This is a genomic window from Methanobacterium paludis, assembly GCF_000214725.1.
Lineage (GTDB): Archaea > Methanobacteriota > Methanobacteria > Methanobacteriales > Methanobacteriaceae > Methanobacterium_C > Methanobacterium_C paludis.
The window spans coordinates 1,173,857-1,192,554 of sequence record NC_015574.1; the positions used below are offsets into that span (position 1 = coordinate 1,173,857).

Sequence of the window (18,698 nt, forward strand, 5' to 3'; positions counted from 1 at the left end):
AAAATAAGGAAGATTTAGAAAATGAAAATTAAGAATATATCACTTATTTAAGATATTTATGTTCACGATCTTATAGGATCCCTAGGACTATATTTAAGATCCTAAAGATCTTGATTATACCATGATCCCTAAATATGGGATGAAAAATTTGAAAAATTGAATTTAAATTTTACAAACTACCATCATTTATTTGTTTCGTTGGACAGAAACTTCCCAAACTTAAATACCTTTTCAGGACAGGAGAGTTGACATTTCAAACATCCCATACCATTACACAGGTCTGTTCTCACCGTGGCTTCTCCATTTTCCATTTTGAGGGCATTTTCAGGGCAATTTCTGGTGCAGGTCATGCAATTTGTGCATCCTTCAAAAGATGCCTTCAATGTGGAACTGATTTTAACTATTTTTAGGCCATCTTCACCCAGTTCTGGTATGTCCCTTTCGAAGATTCTGTGTATCTGAGGATTGGAAACCTTTGGGGGGATCTTCTGGAAACCGTACTTATTCAACCAGTCATTGTACATCCAGAATGGCATGCCCTGTTCGTAGAGAGATAGCTCAAGTGAGTATATTTTTTCAAATATATCCGATGTGGCAAGCATTATGTGCCTGCTACGCATACCTTTCGCTATTTCCTGGAGTTTTCCAAGGAGATCTGGATCCAAAACCAGGTCCCTTGCCATTGCCAGAGAAGTGTTTCCTAACTGGTAGATCTCCTGAGAAGATGGTGGTATCTGCCCAACATCCAGAGATTTGTGTGGGTCTACATAAAATCCTGAGGCCCCTGCCATATAGGTTGAATCTATATCAGTTAGAAGAATTCCTGCCTCTTCTGCCAGGGTTAAATAAGCAGCTCTAAAAGCTCCTAGAGCCTTGCCTATCATGACTATATCCTTTTCTGAAAGATAAATCCCATCTTGCAGATTGATCATGTGATCAGGACTTTTTATCTTGGGAAGAGATATTATACCAGTATCCAAACCCAAACTGAAAGCAGCAATAACCCCTGTTCCAGTTATACCCTTGGATTTCCCATCCATCTCACCTTTTAGAAGAACCTTCCCAGTTGCAGGATCAACTACATTTCCATCTTTGACCATGAGTTCATCGTCCAGCACATGACTTTTCCATCCAGAACCAACGAGTTCGAAATCGCAGATTGTTCCTGGAGAAGCCAACCTGCCTTTCTCTATCATTTGTCCTTCTATTGCAGGTCCTGCTGCAGCAGAACATGTATAAACTTCTCCATCTATGACCAGAGCTATTTCAGCATTGGTTCCAAAATCAGAAACCAGATAAATGCCCTTTTTTTCTAAAATACCTGATTTAAAAAGCATGGCAAGAGCATCTGCCCCAATTTCATGTTTTATGGCTGGAGGAATGTATATTTCAGCTTTTTGATTTACTTCAAGCCCTATCTCTTCGGGGGATACAACTGTAGCATCTCTTGATGGTGGAGTTACATTCAATCTTTTAAGGGCATTTTCTCCCCAGTAAGCTAAATCTCTGATTTCTATATTGTGAAATAATGAAAGCTGTATGGGGTTGCCGCAGACAGCCAATCTCTCAACATTTTCAAGGTCTATGCCCAGACTCTTTAGCACATTATTAATCGTGCCAATAAGGAGTTTGTGTGCTGTTTCTTCACCCACTTCTATGGCAAAATGGAGGTGATCCACCACATTAGCACCGGGTAATGGGTGTCTCAGAGTGATAGCAGTAGAAATTACCTTTGAGGTCTCAAGATCCAGGGCCTGTGCTCTGATACCACTGGTTCCTATATCTAACGCTATTGCGTATTTCTCTTTCATAGGTTGCCTCTTTTCATTTGAGTTTAAATTTCTATAAATTTAATTTTACTGAAATTATTTAGTTTCTAATCTGAAAAGCTATTTAAATCTATTTAAATTTCTAATCAAAAAAACCATAAATTTCCATGGGAAACTATTAAAAAAAATTTTAATTTAACTTCCACTGGGAAAACAAACTTGGATCCAGTTTTTATTGGAAGTTTTCTTAAGATTTTATCAAAAAAGAGGAAAAAATAAGGTGATGGAATATTAAACACACAATTAGGAGTACTCTGAAACAAATTCTCCTACTATATCTGCGTATTCTTTTCTAAGATCTTTCCATGTTTTTTTGTCTTTTAGTATGGCATCAGCGAGTTTAGGGGCGTGGTATGCCTCAACACCGTAAACACTCATTGGGAAAGATTCAATGAAATCCTTTCTCACAGCACCGCCACCGCATCCGATAGCTGGAACTTCAAGACCCTCTTTCTGCAATGCTTCAACAACTTTAGGGAAAACTGTCATGGTTGTTGTCATAAGAGCCGTTCCAGTCACGAATATTGGGTTGTACTCTTTCACAGCTTTCACAACGTCCACTGTAGGTACGTCTCTTCCCATATCTATTGCTTCGTATCCACTGGCCCTTAAGAACATGACAACAAGGTTTTTACCTATATCGTGTGGGTCTCCTTCAGCTACAAAAGAAACAACTGTACCTTTGGTTTCGCTTTTGTGCCCTAAAACTTTTTCACACTCTTTCACTCCTTCCATCATCCCGTCTCCTGCCAGCATAAGATCTGGTAGGAAATAAAATCCTTTTGTGTAGAGCAGGCTGACGGCGTCTATTCCCTTCATTAAACCCTTGTTGATTATATCAAGTGGAGATGTACCATCAGCTAATGCTTTTTTAACGTTGGTGAGTGATGCATCCCTGTCCTCGTAGAGCACTGCAAGTGCTATGGCTCTGTAAGGTTCTTCTGTTGGGATAATGTTTACTACATCGGGGTCTTCTTCGGGTTTTATTGCAGGTCCTTCTATTTCCACGTTGTATCGCACTGCTACAAAGGTTTGATCTATTTTATTTTCTAATTCTTCATAACTCATCTTAGCACCTCCTATAGTCCATAGCTTTTTGCGTCAAATTCAGCTATTTTCCTTGAGTACTTCCTCAGGCATTCGTCAATAAACTGATCAGATTCTGTAGGCAGTCCTTCAAATATTTTAAGAGCGCTGTCAAGTGAGTCTCTTTCGAATCGGGTGAGATACATTTTTTTATCCTCAACTGCTTCGTTTATTATTGCTCCAGCTTCAAGAGCTGCTGCCCTAGCTCTGAGGTATGGATCGTTACCGTACCTTACTATTGCTTCTCCTATCCTGTAAGCATTATCATAAGCTAATATTAATGCTTGAGGATCCCTGTATTTGTCTGTAAGGGTGTAAAGATCCCTTAAGACTTTTTCCTGTCCAGTTTGGAGGGCTGTGTTCATGAGTGCTGCTTCGTACCCTGTTGCCTGTAACCATACTTCAGGTGTGGTACCTCCCATTTCTTGCTGGTGGTAAACTGATTCGTTACTCCATACATCTGTAACAGCGGCGGTCAGGTTACCCATCAAATCAGAGTGAGCGCAGACTGCATTTTTACCTTCAGTGGCTATTGGAACTCCACTTATTGCTTTGATTATTGGGTTTTCATATCCACAGTCTTTTAGAGGTCCGATAGCACCACATTCTACTGCTACCAAGCTTCTTGCTGCCCCTATAGCTCTTGTAAGTGCTGCTATTGTGTGTGAGCAGTCCTTATCCATCAATCCTCCTGCAAGGAACATTGCGGTGTTGGCTTGAGAACAGTCGGTATCACCAGCGGGTCTGCAGTCGTATTTTTTACATATATTTACTATTCTTTTCCACATGTACTCCATATCTATGCTTCCAAGAACTCCTATACCAAAGAGTATGGCCTTTGGGTCACCTCTTGCTATACCATAGTCAGATACAGATTTTCCACCGGTGGTTTCTATAGCAACACATGATGCTCCATTGGCAGCACTGGCTTCTATGGATTCCATGACTTTGTTGTCGTAGTCTGATCCTCTCAGTCCGGGAGCCCTTTCCTCAACCCTTATATCTGCAGGGGTTGCCATGAGTGAAACTCTGATATCGTATTCATCATGGTATCTTTCCAGAGTTTCGGCCTGAATTTGTGTGCACTCTGCTGTCCAGTCAGGATTGTTGGTTTGCTGGAAAATATGTTCCTGTTCTAACATAAAGGCCGGTAAACCTACGGCTACTGCCCTTTCACATGCACTTTGAGCTATGTTTCTGCATTCCGATACCATTTTTTCTTTTGAATCTTCGGAGCCTTCTACAGGAGCTACTTTTATTTCTGGCACAACGTATCCAGCACCAAACTGTGTATTCCAACGTTGGCTAACTGGAAATTTAGCACGGCCAAAAACCATTTCATCTGGAGTTTTATATATCATTCTTGTAAATCTTTTCATATAGATCACCACTATAGATATATTAGATAAACTATGTAACCTAATTCATGTTTAAACCTTTCGGAATTAATTTTTATTCATAATTTATTTGAATAAATCAGTATGGCTTTGTTATGTGGAGATATGCAAAAAATGGTAGTTGAAAATGCAATAAAAATAATAAAAAGCTTGAAAGGAGTTGTAGATGTTCAAGAGCTTTCAGATGAGGATAGGAAAACTCTACTTAAAATTGAATCCAGTAGAAAAGATGATGTAGTACCCGTTGTCAATGAGGGATTGGATGAATGTCTGAAAAAGGAATTCTGTTTAGTCATGCTCAAAACTGAAGAATTTCGCAACCCCTCCAAACCCACGGTACTCCTTGTAACAGATAAAGGAAGGATATTGGGTCAGGAGTTAATTTCCCCTGAAGATAAGAAAAAATATGCTGATCGAAATGATGTTTATTTTTTGAGTAACAATTTCATTGTGTTCAAACCTGATACAATGACAAGGAGTGTGGGGGTTGAAAAAGAACTATTCCTTTTACCTTCCATACCATTTCCAGAGTTAAACGAGATCAAGGAGATATCAAACGTTGTATCAGGCAGTCCCTCAACAATGGGTGATGCTTACATCAAGAATAGATGTAATTATCCGGATGATCCACACCTTGCAACGATACTTGTGGCATTTTCAACGAAAAATGAAGAATAAGAAAAAAATGTGGGGCTAGGGAATAAATAAAAAATGGATAGAGTAAAAATTTTTTTTGCTTTTAATTTTTAATCTTTTTAGATCATGCCTTCTAAAGACTAGCTTGAATCATCTTTCGATCTTTATTCACAGATTAAACAAGTTTAAATACCGAAAAACTCATTTCTTGCTTCAACCATTGCTTTAATGTTTGTAATAGGAGATCTTGGGGCTAAACCACAGCTAGGGGCTAATATATCTATTCCATCTTCTAAAGCCTGTTTTACTTCTGCTTTAACCTCTTCTGGTGAACTTCTAAAGAGTGTCTGTGTTGTGGAGATGTTTCCCACTATTTTGGAAGAGGTTTCTCCTCCCATGTTCATGGTTTTTCCGCCAACCCTTATGACTTTCCCCCCTTTTCCCAGGTCCTGTTTTGCAGTTTTGATATCTACCTTTTCTTCTATGCTGATTCCATCGTAGCCTATACTGGCCATGTCCCTTATTATCGGCTGGGTGGATCCACATATATGAAGAACTTTTTTCGTTTTTATCACATTTGCAAGGTCTTCCAGTCTTGGTTTGACGATAGATTTGAATTGAAGTGGGTCAATGAGTTCTGGAGCAGCTGTTGGTTCAGCAACACAAATAATATCCGGGCCTACCTCAGAGATAGCTTCTGCATAGTCCATACATGCGTCAAGGGAGTTGTCTATGGCTGTTTCAATCTCGCTTGGCCTGATTTTCATGTATCTCACGAGGTTCTCCACACCAAGCAAATGTCCGGCTAAGGTAAAGGGACCTGTGATTCCAACAACAATGGGAAGGGTATCTCCGTATTTTTCCTTTAATATTTCCACAGCTTCCAAAACAACAGGGATACGTCCTCTGCTTAAGAAATCATCAGGCACTTCTATATCGCTAGCATTCCTAAAGGGTGTTTCGGCGATTTGAGGAGTTCTATCTTCGCCACCAAGATTTACTTTGCATCCCATTGCTTCTGCTTCTACTGTGAGACAGAATGGTATCCTTGCACTTTCCAACCCTGCCAGTTCGTAGAGTGAACTTCCGAGGGTTGCCATTTTTTCTGCGTTAGTATGTGCTTCAGGCCAGAATGCGTTAGTTTTTTCCATAGCTTCAACTACAGCTACTTGGGTAACACTGATCACTGGGGTGATATCGCTTTCCTCTCCTGAAAGCACTTTTAAAACGTTGTTTTTTACATTCATAGGATTCACTACACTCAATCACTGATTTTATATAACTTGCTTAGATTGTTAAATTTTTCGAAATTTCAATTTTTCGAAATTTCATTATACAAATGATTTAATTCTTTTTAAACGACAAATTATATATTAAATCACAAGTTCATTCTATTTATTGATATGGAAAGAAGTGATATGGAGAAATTTATCAACCAGTACCTTGAGGATAATGGAAGAAATCTTGATGAGAAACCTGCTTCATTTGATTATTGTTATAACTATTTTCATTCATTCTACAAAGCTAAAAGAATTGAAAAACTTGCAGATAAGGAAAATCTCCAGATTAGCTGTCTTCAAATTGGGTTTTACCTTGCAAGCTCGGGTATGATGCGCGGGTCTTCACCACTTCTTGGAAGAAGTGTGGGAAACTTCAAAAAATTAATAATGGCAATCTCAAGGATGGATCCCAAGCTCTGGGAAATTGATCTCGATAATTACAGTGAAGAAACAATAGAACTCATTTTAGAGTGTAAGAAGGGAATAACTGATTCATTGGGGAATGAGAATAAACCAACAGAGAATATGGTAACCAGGATAATGCTTGGGGTTTTTGGAAACATCCCCACTTTTGATCAGTACTTCAAAAACAGCTTTAAAATGAAGAAAGTTACTAAAAAATCCTTACTTAAACTTAATGAAATTTATGGGGAGAATAAATCCATTTTAAATTCATTTGAGGTTCATACACTTGATTTTGTAACTGGAAAAGAAACTGAAGTTGTTTACACAAGGGCAAAGCTTCTGGATATCTATGGATACATGGATGGTCAGCTTAAAAAGCCAGAGATTTGCATGGACTGCTGTATTGATATTTGATAAATCACATGGAAGATCTCAAGTTCAACGGATTTTATACTTGTTTTGGGATAAATTGTTCAAAAAATGGATAATATACTGATGTTCAAAAATATGGATAAATATCCTGATCTAAAAAAAATAAAGGGGCCTGTTTTTTAGTTAATCACTTTGAAGGTTTGAAAAACTCCATTATACCTGCAATTATCAACCATAGTCCAATAAGCAGTGCAAGGTAATAGGGATTCCATGCATACATACCTAAAATCATGTACAGAATACCCATAATTATTCCTAATCCACCAGCACCTCTGGATGCTGTGCTACTATCAGAGAACAGGGATAATATACCTGTTATTACAAGGAATAATCCACCTATGTAGATCCAAAGAGCTGCAAATATACTGAATGCAACTATTCTTCCAAATAAACCTATTCCAAGAATTATTGCAAGAATACCCAATATTAAATAGGCTATACTCATGGCTTTACTGGAGTCCCAGGTTTCAAAGCTCTGCACAAATAACCAAATACCCAAAATCATTAAGGTAAATCCTGCAAGCACGCTAACAGTAAAAACACTGATTAGCGGGAAAGCCATAATTATCAAACCAAGAAATATTGCAAAAATACCCAACAAAACATTCTTTCCTTCTGCCACTTCAATCAACCCCTATTTTCAGTTTAAACAAGCCCATAATACTACTATTATTATTAATTATTATATAAATAATTTTATTAAATGTTCTTAACACTAAATGTTCAATTTAACTTACTTGGGATGAGAACGTGAATTATCAATATTTAAAAAAAGTGTAATTAAAGTAGTAAATATTAAGCTTTTTGGAATTTGGGTTGTAGTTAATGAATAAAAAAGAGTTTTAAAAGTTAAAAGAAGCTAAAAACTAAATAATAAACCTAATATCCTTCAAAACTATCCATTGATTAATGATTAACACATTTAATCTTCCCAAAATAAGAAAATGTGGAATGCGGAACCACTAAACTAAAATAAAATAAATAATATATTAATAGTAAAAAATGTCACAATTGGAGGTTACGCATGCTGATTTTAACCACACCTACTATTGAAGGGAAAAAAATAATTGAATATTATGGTTTAGTTTCTGGAGACTCCCTCTTGGGAGCAAATCTTTATAAAGATATGTTCTCAGGAGTGAGAGATGTGGTTGGAGGAAGAACCTCTAAATATGAAGAGGAGCTTACAGCTGCCAGGGACTTAGCTCGAAAGAGTATGGAAGAAAAAGCAGAGGAAAAAGGTGCTAATGCTATCATAGGGACTCGTGTGGCATATCACAACTTGGGCGGTACCATGGGAAACACCATAATGGTCTCTATCTTTGGAACTGCAGTTTCATACCAAGAATAATTGACTAACAAAACAATTAAATAATAAAGCAATTAAATCTTGAAGGTGAAATATTTGCCTACTTCTATAAAAAAAGGTCTTAAAGAAAAACGCTGGGCAATTGTAGCCATAGTTCTGGGAATTTTAGTAGGATTTATTTCTGCTTTTCTCTGTGTTTTATATCATTTAGTTATTTTTGGATTCAATATCATGTATATAGTGTCTCCGTTAATGGCCGGATTTGTTGAAACAATCATAGCCCGTAAAAAGTACGGTGAAAGCATAGGTGCTATCAGCGCTCTTTTAACATTCATTTTGATCAATGTTTACGGCTGGTTTTACGTTGGTTGGGTTACTAACAATCCTGTTACATTTAATCTGATTACTTTGATTGCTATAATACTGACAATTCAAGCTGCATTCCCTATATTTATGAATTATGTTCTTTTTGTAGTTGGTGTTAGTATACTCAGAAAGATTATCGGAGCCTTGGTGTACCTTCCTTCTAAAATCTGGGAAAAACCTGCTGAAGTTGAGGAGGAAATAAGTGGACCATCAGCTGATGAAATCTTAGTTGATGAATTAAATATGCCATTAGTATCGGTTCCTCACGTAGTAAAAGGGAAAATAAAGAGGAATATAGGATTAGTTACTGGAGAAGCCATAGCTGAAGAAAAAGAATCTGAAGGGCTGTTTTTAAAGCTTTTAAGTATCATTCAACCAATAGAATTAGGCGACATAAATCTAGAAAAGGCCAGAAATGAGGCCTTATCCCGAATGCTTCAAAATGCTAAGTCAATTGGAGCAGATACTGTGATTGAAGTTTTAATTGACTATATCTCTGTGGGAGGATTACAAGGCAATGCCTTGATTGTAACTGCCACTGGAACCGCAGTCATATATGAATAACAGGTACTAAGAATCAATCGAACTGTTAACTATGAAGTATTCTGGAAATGATATATTTTTAAAGCCCCGAGAAAAAAAATATCATATAAAACTCAATAATTTCATTAATTAGGATACAAATAAGATCGCATTTCATTTTGAATATCTTAAAATGGACTAAATGATTGTTTAAATGTATGTATATTATTTATATTAATTTTACAATAGGCTTTAACTCAAAAAAAAATAATAAATTTTGGAGGGAAAAAAGGAAGTAAAAAGAAGTCAAATTTCATTTTAGTATGCAAATTTGGGTTTATTAATGAGTTAATGGCTTTTGTGGTTTTGAAAGTATTTCCTTTGGAACTATGCCGCTGATCTTTTTCATTTTAGTGACTATTCCTTCCTTGCCGTTTCCTATAAGTGCATGTTCTAGAACGTCACTTAAGGTTTCCACAGGAATTATTTTAATCTTGTTTTTGTACCTTTCTTCGATCATGACATCGTCCATGTTGGATTTGGGTATAAGAACCGTTTTGATACCTGAATCGGCTGCAGCTTCGATTTTTCCAGTAACACCACCAACAGGGAGAACATCTCCCCTAACACTGAGTGATCCAGTTAATGCCAGTGATTGATCTATGGGAACATTTTCTAGGGCAGATATAACTGCAGTTGCAATTGATACACTTGCACTGTCACCTTCAACACCTTCGTAGGATTGGAGGAACTGGATGTGTATATCATAGTTGGATATGTTGGTTCCTGTGTTCTTCTTAATAAGCGCACTGACGTTTTGAACAGCTTCCAGAGCTATTTCTCCAAGTTTACCTGTGGCAATAATCTTACCTTCTTCTTTACTTTGAGCAGGGGCAGCTTCGGCAGCTATTGGTAGAAGTATACCGCTTCTATCACCAATTATAGCTAGTCCATTCACCATTCCAACTTTGCTGCCATCCGATTTGGAGACACTGTATTCTTTTCTTTGAACTATGTAACGATCAGCTATCTGCTGTTCAAGGGTTCTAGCAAGTTTTTTGGCATTTATAACATGGGCAAGTGTAACACTGTCAACACCTTCACCATTAGCTATGTCACCTGCAGCCCTTACAAGACCACCAAGATCCCTCAATTTAAGAGTTAATGCGTTTTTTTTACCTGATCTTCTCTTTGCCTCTCTGATTATTTCAGCTATGGCTTCTCTGTTAAAATGAGGTATTCTGCCGTCTTTTTCAACTTCTTGAGCAACAAACTGAACCAGTTTATCCCTATTTTCTGGCGTGTCAGGCATTGAATCCTTCATGAAGACTTCGTAACCGTATCCACGTATCCTTGACCTGAGTGCTATGTGCATGCCCTTGAGAACCTGGAGGTTTCCAGATGCAACTAGTACAAAGTCACATGGTACTGCCTGTGAACGCACCATCGCACCGCTGCTTGTCTCGCTCTGTCCCGTTATGGAGTATTTTTTTTCCTGCATTGCAGTTAAAAGTTCTTGCTGAGTTTTCATTTGCATAGTTCCAATTTCGTCTATGTAAAGCACTCCTTTGTTTGCACGGTGTATCATTCCAGCTTCAACACGTTCATGAGCAGGTGTTCCTAGTCCTCCGGACTGATATGGGTCGTGCCTAACATCACCCAGTAACGCTCCAGCATGAGCTCCTGTAGCATCAACGAATGGGGCTGTTTTATTATTTTCATTGTTTACAAGAAGTTTTGGAACCATAAAAGTGTTTTTGGGTTTCATCTGCATTACTATAAGTAGAACTATTCCTGCAGCTATGATGGCTGCCAGGTACTGTTGTAATACAAATCCAACGACCAAAATCGCACCGATTATGATCATCATGGACATATTTTTCTTTTCTTCCTGTCCTTTGGCCTTTACTTTGTAGTTCATAACCACTTTTTTACCTTCACCAATAGGCATTGCACCTATAAGTGGGTTGTTGTTGTCTTCAATATTTGGATAAACGAGTATATCTTGAAGTTCTTCTGGCGGAAGTAACTCTGCCATTCCTTTAGCAAGCATGGATTTACCAATACCAGGCTCTCCAATTAAAAGGACATTTCTCCTTTGTTTAGCTGCTTTTATTACAGTTTCAACAGCCTCTTCTTGACCTATGATCTGGTCAATTATTCTCTCAGGAACTTCTATATCTTTGGAAGATTTATAACTCCTGAAATCAAGTTTTTCTTTAAATGAACTGTTTGAATTTGAATTTACCATTTATTTCAGCCTCCTGAAGTTGCATAATACAAAAATTAAAGTGTCTTTTTGTTATATGTTTATCTGTTATTTTATTGGAATAGGTGCTGTATTTGATGTTTTCATTGAATTTAATCGTTAATTTGAGCCACGATTTTTGAATAATTTAGATATGTTATTATTTAAAGATAGAAATGCATCCATTAAAGGCATGATTACAGCACCAGCTATTTTAACTTTATATTGGAATCCTTGACCTTCCATATCTTGGGAAACCTCTTTTAAAAGTATAGGGACGTCTAATTTTTGTGGACATGCCTTAGCACATTTCCCGCATTGATTGCAGAGTCCTGCATTGGCTTGTTTACCACTCATTACGCCACCTAAACCTGTTAAATACATAAAAGATGCATTATTACTTTTGAACATGTGTTTATGGTTGTATAAATTAAAAGATTGAGGGATATCAACTCCCTGGGGGCAGGGCATACAATAACCGCACCCAGTACAATCCACCTTCATTAGTTCCCGATAAACTTCTTTAACCTCATCGTAAAGCTTAATTTCCTCAGCGGGAATCGAATTTGGAAGAGTTTCATTTGAAACTTTAATATTTTCTTCAACTTGTTTTAGCTGTCCCATCCCTGAGATCACACAAGTAATTTCTGGATGGTTCAATACCCATCTTAAAGCCCATTCAGCAGGAGTTCTTTTTATATTAGATTTATTCCAGATGTTTAAAGCATTTTCTGGCACTTCTCCAGCAAGAATTCCGCCTTTTAATGGTTCCATTGCGATTACGCTTATTCCCTTAGAAGCCGCATACTTCAATCCTTCCGTTCCTGCTTGATTGGTTTCATCTAAGAAGTTATATTGGATTAAGCATATATCCCACCGGTAAGCATCGACAATTTTTTTAAAAGCTTCTTTATTATCGTGAAAAGAAAATCCTATGTGTTTTATTTTTCCCTTTTTTTTGGCGGACTCTAGAAATTCTATAATCCCTAATTCTTTAAGTCTGAAAAATCCTCCTTCAGTTAGATTATGAATTAAGTAGTAGTCAATATAATCTGTCTGAAGCTTTTCAAGTTGTGTTACAAGATATTTTTCCATATCTTCATGTTTTTTCACAGACCATGATGGTATTTTGGTGCAGAGTTTTACTTTTTTCCTGTATTCTCCTTGGAGTATTTCTCCTAGGAACAATTCACTGGATCCGCCGTGGTAGGGGAGTGCTGTGTCTATAAAGTTGACTCCATTGTCTATAGCATAATATATCTGTTTTTTAGCTTCTTCTTTATCTATCCTCCCGTTTTTAGTGGGGAGTCTCATGGCACCGAATCCCAGTGCGGAAATTTCATCATTATCATTAGTCTTTCTCATCTGCATAATCTCACCTATTAATTACGAAATTCATTGTTAGTTAAACAATCCTCTTTTTTAATCATTTTATTTTATTAATTTGATAACTTCGAATTGTGCTTGAAAAATAAGATTCACTTTAGCTTTAGAAGTTCATTCACTTCATTAACCATTTCTTCGTTAACTCTGGCCACTAAATATTTACCTTTTCTTTCAGTGAAGATTAATTCTGCATTGGCTAATTCTTTAAGGTGATGAGAAATGGTAGGTGCCCCAATATTCAATGATTTAGTAATATCACTTATTAAACAGTCACAGTTTGTTTTATAACTCGTTTCATGTTTTTTAACGATTTGTAAGTATAACTCTAACCTGTTAGGGTTTGAAAGGGCTTTAAATACCTTGGCCATTTTTTTTGTATCCATAATTACACCGTAATCAAATTTTACAATTCGATAAATATCGAAGTGATGATATACTATTATGAAACTTTATATAAAGGTTTTGTGTTTAAATCGACAGAGTATTTAATAATGTTAAATTTTACCCTGCATCTGGGACATGTTAATATATCTAATCTCATTTACCTATAGGGCAGATAATTGTAAAATATGGAGAAGAAAGCTTTTTTACTGTATTCTGCAAATGAATTACAGACACATGATGAAAATAGTGCATGAAACTTATCAAAACTCGTAAAGAGGAGCATTTATCTTATGTTGAAATTAAAAAACAAATGGAATTAATCTAAAATATTCCAACTTTTCTAACCTGAATGAGTAATTAACTCCTGAATGAGTAATTAACTCCTGAATGAGTAATTAACTCCTGAATGAGTAATTAACTCCTGAATGAGTAATTAACTCCTGAATGAGTAATTAACTAATTTTTAATATTTTCAGGATCAAAAGCATAACAACCAATAATTATCCTCAGATAGGGAGTAAAAAAAGGTTTAAGAGTTCATATTCAAGTTTAGATAACAAGATTATGAACTCAAGATGTTAATAATGCCTCCAATTATCAATACTAATAATGCGATCCAAAGTAGCCAAATTGCGAAAGCTGGGAATAATAGGAAAATAATTAAGAAAATAATAGCGATTCCCACCATCGATCCACCAGTCGCTTGTGTAGTTTCTACCATTTTTTTTCACTCCTTATTTTTAATCCTCTACAGCAATTTCATTTATCATACTAATTGATAATATATTATTTTTTATAGATATAGTTATGTTTTTTAAATTTTAAAGAGGATTGTCCCTATCTAAACAGTGTTTTATTGATAAACTAATTGGTAATTAAAGAAGAATAAGATTCATTTGGATTATTCAAGAAGAATTTTATCATTTGGGTTTTTAAAAGTTTACTAGTATGATATTAAACATAAATAGTATTGTAATTGTTAGGATTGGTTGAAATATAACGGGTGATACCATGAGGATAAAAGAAGAGATTATAGGAAAAGAAGTTGTGGACAGTTCGGGTATTGTAATTGGTAAAGTTAAGGATGTTGAAGTAGACTTTGAAACCCAAATAATGGAGTCGTTCATAGTGGAGAAAGTGGATTCTTTGCTAGTTTTGGAAGGTCTAGAGGTGAAACTGTAGTTCCTTATGGCATGGTTAAAATAATTGGGGATAAATTACTGCTTAAAAATGAAATTCACGAAAATGTAGTTGATTGAAATGAAAATCAAACTTGTAAAATAAAAAAAAACATTTCGACAAATATAGGAGTTAATGTAGTTTGGACGTAAAGCCAATTTTATATCTTAAATTGGCTACTATCTTCAATAAGCTCGCAGTCTGCCATGTGGACCCGGTTCGAACTTCAGTTTTTCCAAGACTGCGTGTGATTTATTTATAGAGTTGAAACACTCATTTTCCTGAAACCTACAATCTGTGGTTTATACTGGATTTTATGTATGGCTGCGCCTAATTATTCAACCAACTAAATAATCAAGGGTAAGAACAAATTAAGTATTTATAGCCTTAATGAATATAAAGCAGCAATGAATATGCTTAACATGAGAAGTTCAGGGGCATTTTTATAGCCTTTTTTCCAGTAGTATATTCCTCCAATTATACCTACTATGGGAAATAAGATCGTTATAATGAACCAGACAGAATTCATTTTTTTAATTGGTTCATTGGAATCTGTTGTTACTTTATTTCCACACTCAAAACAGTAGTTACTCTCTTCTGGATTTTCAAATCCACACTCTGGGCACTTAACCATAATTATCCTCCACATTTTTAATGTTAAGTAGTAGCTTCAAAGTATTGTGGACCGTGAGGAGCTCATCGAAACTGTTCATGAATAATTGATAAAATCCACGTTCCATGTGTTAAGCCATTAATAATATATAAGATTATTTAATCAAATGTGTCGAGAATCATATGTTAGCACTCTTTATTATTCTTTAACATTGCCAGGCAAACGTCGGAAGCTGCATTTGATTTTTTCAATCGGTGACAATTTCTCTATTTTATCTTCTAAAACAATCAAGATAGATCACGAGCTCCAAGCAATGAATCGATGAACTGCTGTGCTGTACGTCCTGACATTCCACCATGATACATTTCCCATTTACTTGCTGCCGATCTCAGTTCTTCATCTGTCAGTTTGATTTCAGGGTGTCGCCTTGCAAGAGTTGTGACGATGTTGAAATATTCTTTCCTCAAAGGATTGTAATAACCAATTGTCACACCGAACCGCGCCGACAGGGATAGTTTTTCATTCACAGTCTCCGAACGATGCAGTTCATCCTGCGAAATATCCGAACGATCACTCCATGTTTCCCGGATCAAGTGTCGCCTGTTCGATGTTGCATAGATCAGTACGTTTTCAGGTTTTGTTTCTAAACCACCCTCCATAACTACCTTCAAATATTTATACTCAATTTCGAACTCTTCAAAAGACAAATCGTCCATATAAATTATAAAACGATAGTTTCTGTTTTTTATCGCTGCAATGACCTTTGGCAGTTTCTTGAATTCATGTTTGTGGACCTCTATCATACGGAGACCGCGGCTATAATACTGATTTAGAACTGCCTTTATGCTTGCAGATTTGCCAGTGCCGGCATCACCATAGAGAAGAACATTGTTTGCTTTGCGCCCTTCAACGAAAGCTTCTGTATTCTGCACCAGTTCTTTCTTTTGGGATTCATAGCCAACCAAATCATCCAGCAGCATATCACTAGTTGTCGTGATCGGGCAAAGGATTCCAGACTTATCATCAGCTGAAATACGAAAAGCTTTATTTAGTCCAAATTCTCCAACACCATATGTTTTGTAGAAATCTGTAACGATTTTGTATAACTCCTCGTCATCTTTAGTCTGTTCAATAGCATAACTGAGTTTTTGAACTTTTTCACTTACGCTCTTGTTGAAAATCTGTTCACTTTTCACGACAGCATTATAATTTGTGATAATCGTAAAGCAGTCAATGTCCAGTTCCTTTTCTATTTTAGAAAAGTCATAGTCAAACAATTGCTTGAAGATGCCAAAATCGTTCCGGGCAAATTTGTTTACAGTACCTTCATTGGTTCCAACTTTTTCTGAAACAAGCGTAAAGGGGTTTTCAGTCATGGATAAAACAAAAGCCAGATAATTGTGCCACAGATTTTTGTCAAAGCCATAAATCGTTGAAATATCAAGCAGACGATTGATTTCGATATAAATATCTGAAATCAGATCTTCTTTCACATAGTCGTCTGCCTCAAGTTTTTTGCAGATATTAGATAATCTAAACAAGATGCTATCTTTGTTGATATTTTTGTAAATCACCAGTTTGGATGTCAAATGATACATTAATTGTCTCCTAATTTGTATAAACCTTTTAACAAACCTAATTTCCGGGGTGGTTTAATTTTTTATCAATGCCACCAGCATAACCTGAAACTGCCGTTTGCTCCTCAACACGATGACAAGGAATGATAATGGAAATTAGATTATGAACTACAGCTCCAGCAACTGCTTGACTGGACATACTTTTTTTGTTCATCTGACTTGTAATAGTTTGGCAATTTCACCGTAAGTAGCCAGTGAAGGTAAACTTAACAGACTAAACTAGTTTTTAATAATTTATAAAGCTTGTTTAACAAAATTTAAATATAGGGAATTAGATGTATGCAACTAGAGATTGAAAGTGTTATTTTGAGCAAATTAAAGATATTCCATGTACTAAATTTTTAAAAAGTTGAAAATTAATAGAATCATAACCAATAGTCATTTGTCAAATATTTTTTTATAAAGCAGGATCATCTAACACTTTTATTTTATAAGGAGTTAGATAACTCTATTAAATTGAAACAACTTTTATCAATCATATTTTAATTAAACCAACTCAAAAGAAGTCAACAACTTATTTATAATTTTTATATTTTTATATTATTTACTATAGGGTCGTTATATTAATTTAAAACCTTAAATTGGAAAGATTTTTGTAAATTTCAGGTCTTAAAAGTTTAATATAATTGGGATTTATGATTTGTATCATCGTATAATTTTCAAATATCTTGAAAATGGGCCAAAATGACGAGTTATATACATATCTAATGGTTGAAATACATGCCTTTTTCATTGTTTTTTTCAGAGGAATTTGAGATATTTTCTAACAAATTTACTTCGTTAAACTACACTATTACGAAGTAAATTAAAAACTTAAAAATATTCTACCCTAAAGTAGTAGATCTATGGATATAACAAAAGTTTTGAATTACATATTTTTTCAAAATAAGTTTTTTTTATAAATGTTTAAACTCTCAAACTTCCAAAAAAGAGTAATTTTTAAAATAAGTAGAAATCAACGCAAGTAAGCTGTTCCATATATATGTAACTACCTATTTTTAAGTATTGATTCAAGTTTAGAAATTATATAGTTGGTTTGGAGTTCATGTCCTGTACAATCCATATAGGCATATTCTTTTCTTGGTTTAAAATTCTCTAAATCTTAAAAAACACCATAATCATTGATAAAGTAAGGTTATTCCAATAAAATTGATATTTCAAAAGGTTTTAGATTGATGATATGTATGTTGATGATATGTATGAATGATTGTAAAGGAATGCTAATAAAATAATAATCCATAAAAAAAATTTTAATTTTAAAGTTTTTTAAAAAAAAAGAGGTTAAGGTGGGTTTAACTTTCAATTAATCCATCCTTAATCCGCATCACCCGTGTATCCTTAGTGGTTTCCACATCATGGGTAACCATGATTACAGTTGTTCCTTCATCATTAACTTGATGTAGGAGTTCGATTATGTTACCAGTGGCGTCGCTGTCCAAGTTTCCTGTTGGTTCATCTGCTAAAATGAATTTTGGATGGTTAACCAGAGAGCGAGCAATAGCCACCCGCTGCCTTTCTCCTCCAGAAAGTTTGGATGGAATGTAATTCATCCTGTGACCCAGGCCAACAATTTCAACGCATTCTTCAGCCCTTTTAATTCGGGATGATTTATCGAGTTTTTTATTGCCTGATAAGTTCCTCATTGGGAATTCAACATTATCACGGGCAGTTAGGGCAGGTAAGAGGTTGAAAGTTTGGAAGATGTATCCTATATTTTCTGCTCGCATTTTAGTAAGTTCTGAATCCTTCATTGAGGATACGTTCCTACCTCCTATGTAAAGATCTCCCCGGGTAGGAGTATCTAGACCTCCAATCAAATTTAGGAGGGTTGATTTTCCTGAGCCGGAAGGTCCCATTATAGATACAAATTCACTCTCATCAACGGTTATATCCAATCCTTTAAGGGCATGGACTTCGGTGCTGTCTAGATTATACGTTTTCCAAAGTTTTTCTCCCTTTACTAAACTTTTCATATTCAAACACACCTTC

Annotated in this window: 18 protein-coding genes; 6 read left to right on the forward strand and 12 right to left on the reverse strand. The window is 35.7% G+C overall.

Annotated elements, in window-relative coordinates; all coding sequences use genetic code 11:
* Positions 1–182: 182 nt before the first annotated feature.
* The 3 genes from MSWAN_RS05400 to mtaB all read right to left on the reverse strand — a co-directional run bounded on the left by MSWAN_RS05400 (position 183) and on the right by mtaB (position 4,294).
* Positions 183–1,811: a methylamine methyltransferase corrinoid protein reductive activase gene (locus MSWAN_RS05400; protein WP_013825603.1), complete on the reverse strand. Its 1,629-nt coding sequence runs from the start codon at positions 1,809–1,811 to the stop codon at positions 183–185.
* A 261-nt stretch (positions 1,812–2,072) separates the two neighbouring features.
* Positions 2,073–2,897, reverse strand: coding sequence for a methanol--corrinoid protein MtaC (gene mtaC, locus MSWAN_RS05405; protein WP_013825604.1), 825 nt, complete (start codon positions 2,895–2,897; stop codon positions 2,073–2,075).
* Positions 2,898–2,908: 11 nt separating this feature from the next.
* Entirely contained in the window at positions 2,909–4,294 is a 1,386-nt protein-coding gene (gene mtaB, locus MSWAN_RS05410; RefSeq protein ID WP_013825605.1) for a methanol--corrinoid protein co-methyltransferase MtaB, read from the reverse strand.
* 123 nt (positions 4,295–4,417) lie between these two features.
* Here mtaB and MSWAN_RS05415 point away from each other — a divergent pair, with 123 nt between their 5' ends.
* A complete protein-coding gene (locus tag MSWAN_RS05415) occupies positions 4,418–4,990 on the forward strand; it encodes a hypothetical protein (protein ID WP_227716999.1) in 573 nt (190 codons plus the stop codon).
* 143 nt (positions 4,991–5,133) lie between these two features.
* On the opposite strand, the gene mtaA is transcribed toward MSWAN_RS05415, so the two are convergent.
* Positions 5,134–6,195, reverse strand: coding sequence for a methylcobamide:CoM methyltransferase MtaA (mtaA, locus tag MSWAN_RS05420; RefSeq protein WP_013825607.1), 1,062 nt, complete (start codon positions 6,193–6,195; stop codon positions 5,134–5,136).
* Between the two features lie 171 nt (positions 6,196–6,366).
* On the opposite strand from mtaA, the gene MSWAN_RS05425 reads away from it, so the two are divergent.
* Positions 6,367–7,047, forward strand: coding sequence for a hypothetical protein (locus tag MSWAN_RS05425; protein WP_013825608.1), 681 nt, complete (start codon positions 6,367–6,369; stop codon positions 7,045–7,047).
* A 145-nt stretch (positions 7,048–7,192) separates the two neighbouring features.
* On the opposite strand, the gene MSWAN_RS05430 is transcribed toward MSWAN_RS05425, so the two are convergent.
* A complete protein-coding gene (locus MSWAN_RS05430; RefSeq protein WP_013825609.1) occupies positions 7,193–7,687 on the reverse strand; it encodes a DUF308 domain-containing protein in 495 nt (164 codons plus the stop codon).
* Between the two features lie 402 nt (positions 7,688–8,089).
* Between MSWAN_RS05430 and MSWAN_RS05435 the strand changes: the two genes are divergently transcribed.
* Together MSWAN_RS05435 and MSWAN_RS05440 are read left to right on the forward strand one after the other, a co-directional pair.
* Complete coding sequence (locus MSWAN_RS05435; protein ID WP_013825610.1) at positions 8,090–8,416, forward strand: heavy metal-binding domain-containing protein; 327 nt, start codon at positions 8,090–8,092, stop codon at positions 8,414–8,416.
* 45 nt (positions 8,417–8,461) lie between these two features.
* A complete protein-coding gene (locus tag MSWAN_RS05440; protein WP_227717000.1) occupies positions 8,462–9,304 on the forward strand; it encodes a YbjQ family protein in 843 nt (280 codons plus the stop codon).
* A gap of 298 nt (positions 9,305–9,602) precedes the next feature.
* Here the strand turns inward: MSWAN_RS05440 and lonB are convergent, their stop codons facing one another.
* From lonB to MSWAN_RS05455, 3 genes are all read right to left on the reverse strand, one after another.
* Positions 9,603–11,513, reverse strand: coding sequence for an ATP-dependent protease LonB (gene lonB / locus MSWAN_RS05445; RefSeq protein ID WP_013825612.1), 1,911 nt, complete (start codon positions 11,511–11,513; stop codon positions 9,603–9,605).
* A 117-nt stretch (positions 11,514–11,630) separates the two neighbouring features.
* Complete coding sequence (locus tag MSWAN_RS05450) at positions 11,631–12,881, reverse strand: aldo/keto reductase (protein ID WP_048187940.1); 1,251 nt, start codon at positions 12,879–12,881, stop codon at positions 11,631–11,633.
* A 107-nt stretch (positions 12,882–12,988) separates the two neighbouring features.
* Positions 12,989–13,279, reverse strand: a complete 291-nt coding sequence (locus MSWAN_RS05455) for an ArsR/SmtB family transcription factor (protein WP_048187942.1) — start codon at positions 13,277–13,279, stop codon at positions 12,989–12,991.
* A 1,012-nt stretch (positions 13,280–14,291) separates the two neighbouring features.
* Between MSWAN_RS05455 and MSWAN_RS05460 the strand changes: the two genes are divergently transcribed.
* Positions 14,292–14,462, forward strand: coding sequence for a PRC-barrel domain-containing protein (locus tag MSWAN_RS05460; RefSeq protein ID WP_013825616.1), 171 nt, complete (start codon positions 14,292–14,294; stop codon positions 14,460–14,462).
* A gap of 376 nt (positions 14,463–14,838) precedes the next feature.
* On the opposite strand, the gene MSWAN_RS05465 is transcribed toward MSWAN_RS05460, so the two are convergent.
* On the reverse strand, positions 14,839–15,093 hold the full coding sequence (locus MSWAN_RS05465; protein WP_013825617.1) for a zinc-ribbon domain-containing protein: 255 nt from the start codon (positions 15,091–15,093) through the stop codon (positions 14,839–14,841).
* 266 nt (positions 15,094–15,359) lie between these two features.
* Entirely contained in the window at positions 15,360–16,268 is a 909-nt protein-coding gene (locus tag MSWAN_RS05470) for an ATP-binding protein (RefSeq protein ID WP_227717011.1), read from the reverse strand.
* On the opposite strand from MSWAN_RS05470, the gene MSWAN_RS13205 reads away from it, so the two are divergent.
* Positions 16,221–16,421: a hypothetical protein gene (locus tag MSWAN_RS13205; protein ID WP_227717025.1), complete on the forward strand. Its 201-nt coding sequence runs from the start codon at positions 16,221–16,223 to the stop codon at positions 16,419–16,421. The genes MSWAN_RS05470 and MSWAN_RS13205 overlap by 48 nt on opposite strands.
* A gap of 286 nt (positions 16,422–16,707) precedes the next feature.
* On the opposite strand, the gene MSWAN_RS12445 is transcribed toward MSWAN_RS13205, so the two are convergent.
* Together MSWAN_RS12445 and MSWAN_RS05480 are read right to left on the reverse strand one after the other, a co-directional pair.
* Positions 16,708–16,863: an MGMT family protein gene (locus MSWAN_RS12445; RefSeq protein WP_083809372.1), complete on the reverse strand. Its 156-nt coding sequence runs from the start codon at positions 16,861–16,863 to the stop codon at positions 16,708–16,710.
* A 1,138-nt stretch (positions 16,864–18,001) separates the two neighbouring features.
* Positions 18,002–18,682 (reverse strand): ABC transporter ATP-binding protein, encoded by a 681-nt coding sequence (locus tag MSWAN_RS05480; protein WP_013825619.1) that lies wholly within the window; start codon positions 18,680–18,682, stop codon positions 18,002–18,004.
* Positions 18,683–18,698: the final 16 nt, after the last annotated feature.

Bases quoted from the DNA above. Each gene is read 5' to 3' on its own strand.
- MSWAN_RS05425 (WP_013825608.1), top strand. From the start codon at position 6,367: ATGGAGAAATTTATCAACCAGTACCTTGAGGATAATGGAAGAAATCTT.
- MSWAN_RS05400 (WP_013825603.1), bottom strand. From the start codon at position 1,811: ATGAAAGAGAAATACGCAATAGCGTTAGATATAGGAACCAGTGGTATC.
- lonB (WP_013825612.1), bottom strand. From the start codon at position 11,513: ATGGTAAATTCAAATTCAAACAGTTCATTTAAAGAAAAACTTGATTTC.
- mtaC (WP_013825604.1), bottom strand. From the start codon at position 2,897: ATGAGTTATGAAGAATTAGAAAATAAAATAGATCAAACCTTTGTAGCA.
- mtaB (WP_013825605.1), bottom strand. From the start codon at position 4,294: ATGAAAAGATTTACAAGAATGATATATAAAACTCCAGATGAAATGGTT.
- MSWAN_RS12445 (WP_083809372.1), bottom strand. From the start codon at position 16,863: ATGAACAAAAAAAGTATGTCCAGTCAAGCAGTTGCTGGAGCTGTAGTT.
- MSWAN_RS05480 (WP_013825619.1), bottom strand. From the start codon at position 18,682: ATGAAAAGTTTAGTAAAGGGAGAAAAACTTTGGAAAACGTATAATCTA.
- MSWAN_RS05455 (WP_048187942.1), bottom strand. From the start codon at position 13,279: ATGGATACAAAAAAAATGGCCAAGGTATTTAAAGCCCTTTCAAACCCT.
- MSWAN_RS05460 (WP_013825616.1), top strand. From the start codon at position 14,292: ATGAGGATAAAAGAAGAGATTATAGGAAAAGAAGTTGTGGACAGTTCG.
- MSWAN_RS05450 (WP_048187940.1), bottom strand. From the start codon at position 12,881: ATGCAGATGAGAAAGACTAATGATAATGATGAAATTTCCGCACTGGGA.
- MSWAN_RS05465 (WP_013825617.1), bottom strand. From the start codon at position 15,093: ATGGTTAAGTGCCCAGAGTGTGGATTTGAAAATCCAGAAGAGAGTAAC.
- MSWAN_RS05435 (WP_013825610.1), top strand. From the start codon at position 8,090: ATGCTGATTTTAACCACACCTACTATTGAAGGGAAAAAAATAATTGAA.
- MSWAN_RS05415 (WP_227716999.1), top strand. From the start codon at position 4,418: ATGCAAAAAATGGTAGTTGAAAATGCAATAAAAATAATAAAAAGCTTG.
- mtaA (WP_013825607.1), bottom strand. From the start codon at position 6,195: ATGAATGTAAAAAACAACGTTTTAAAAGTGCTTTCAGGAGAGGAAAGC.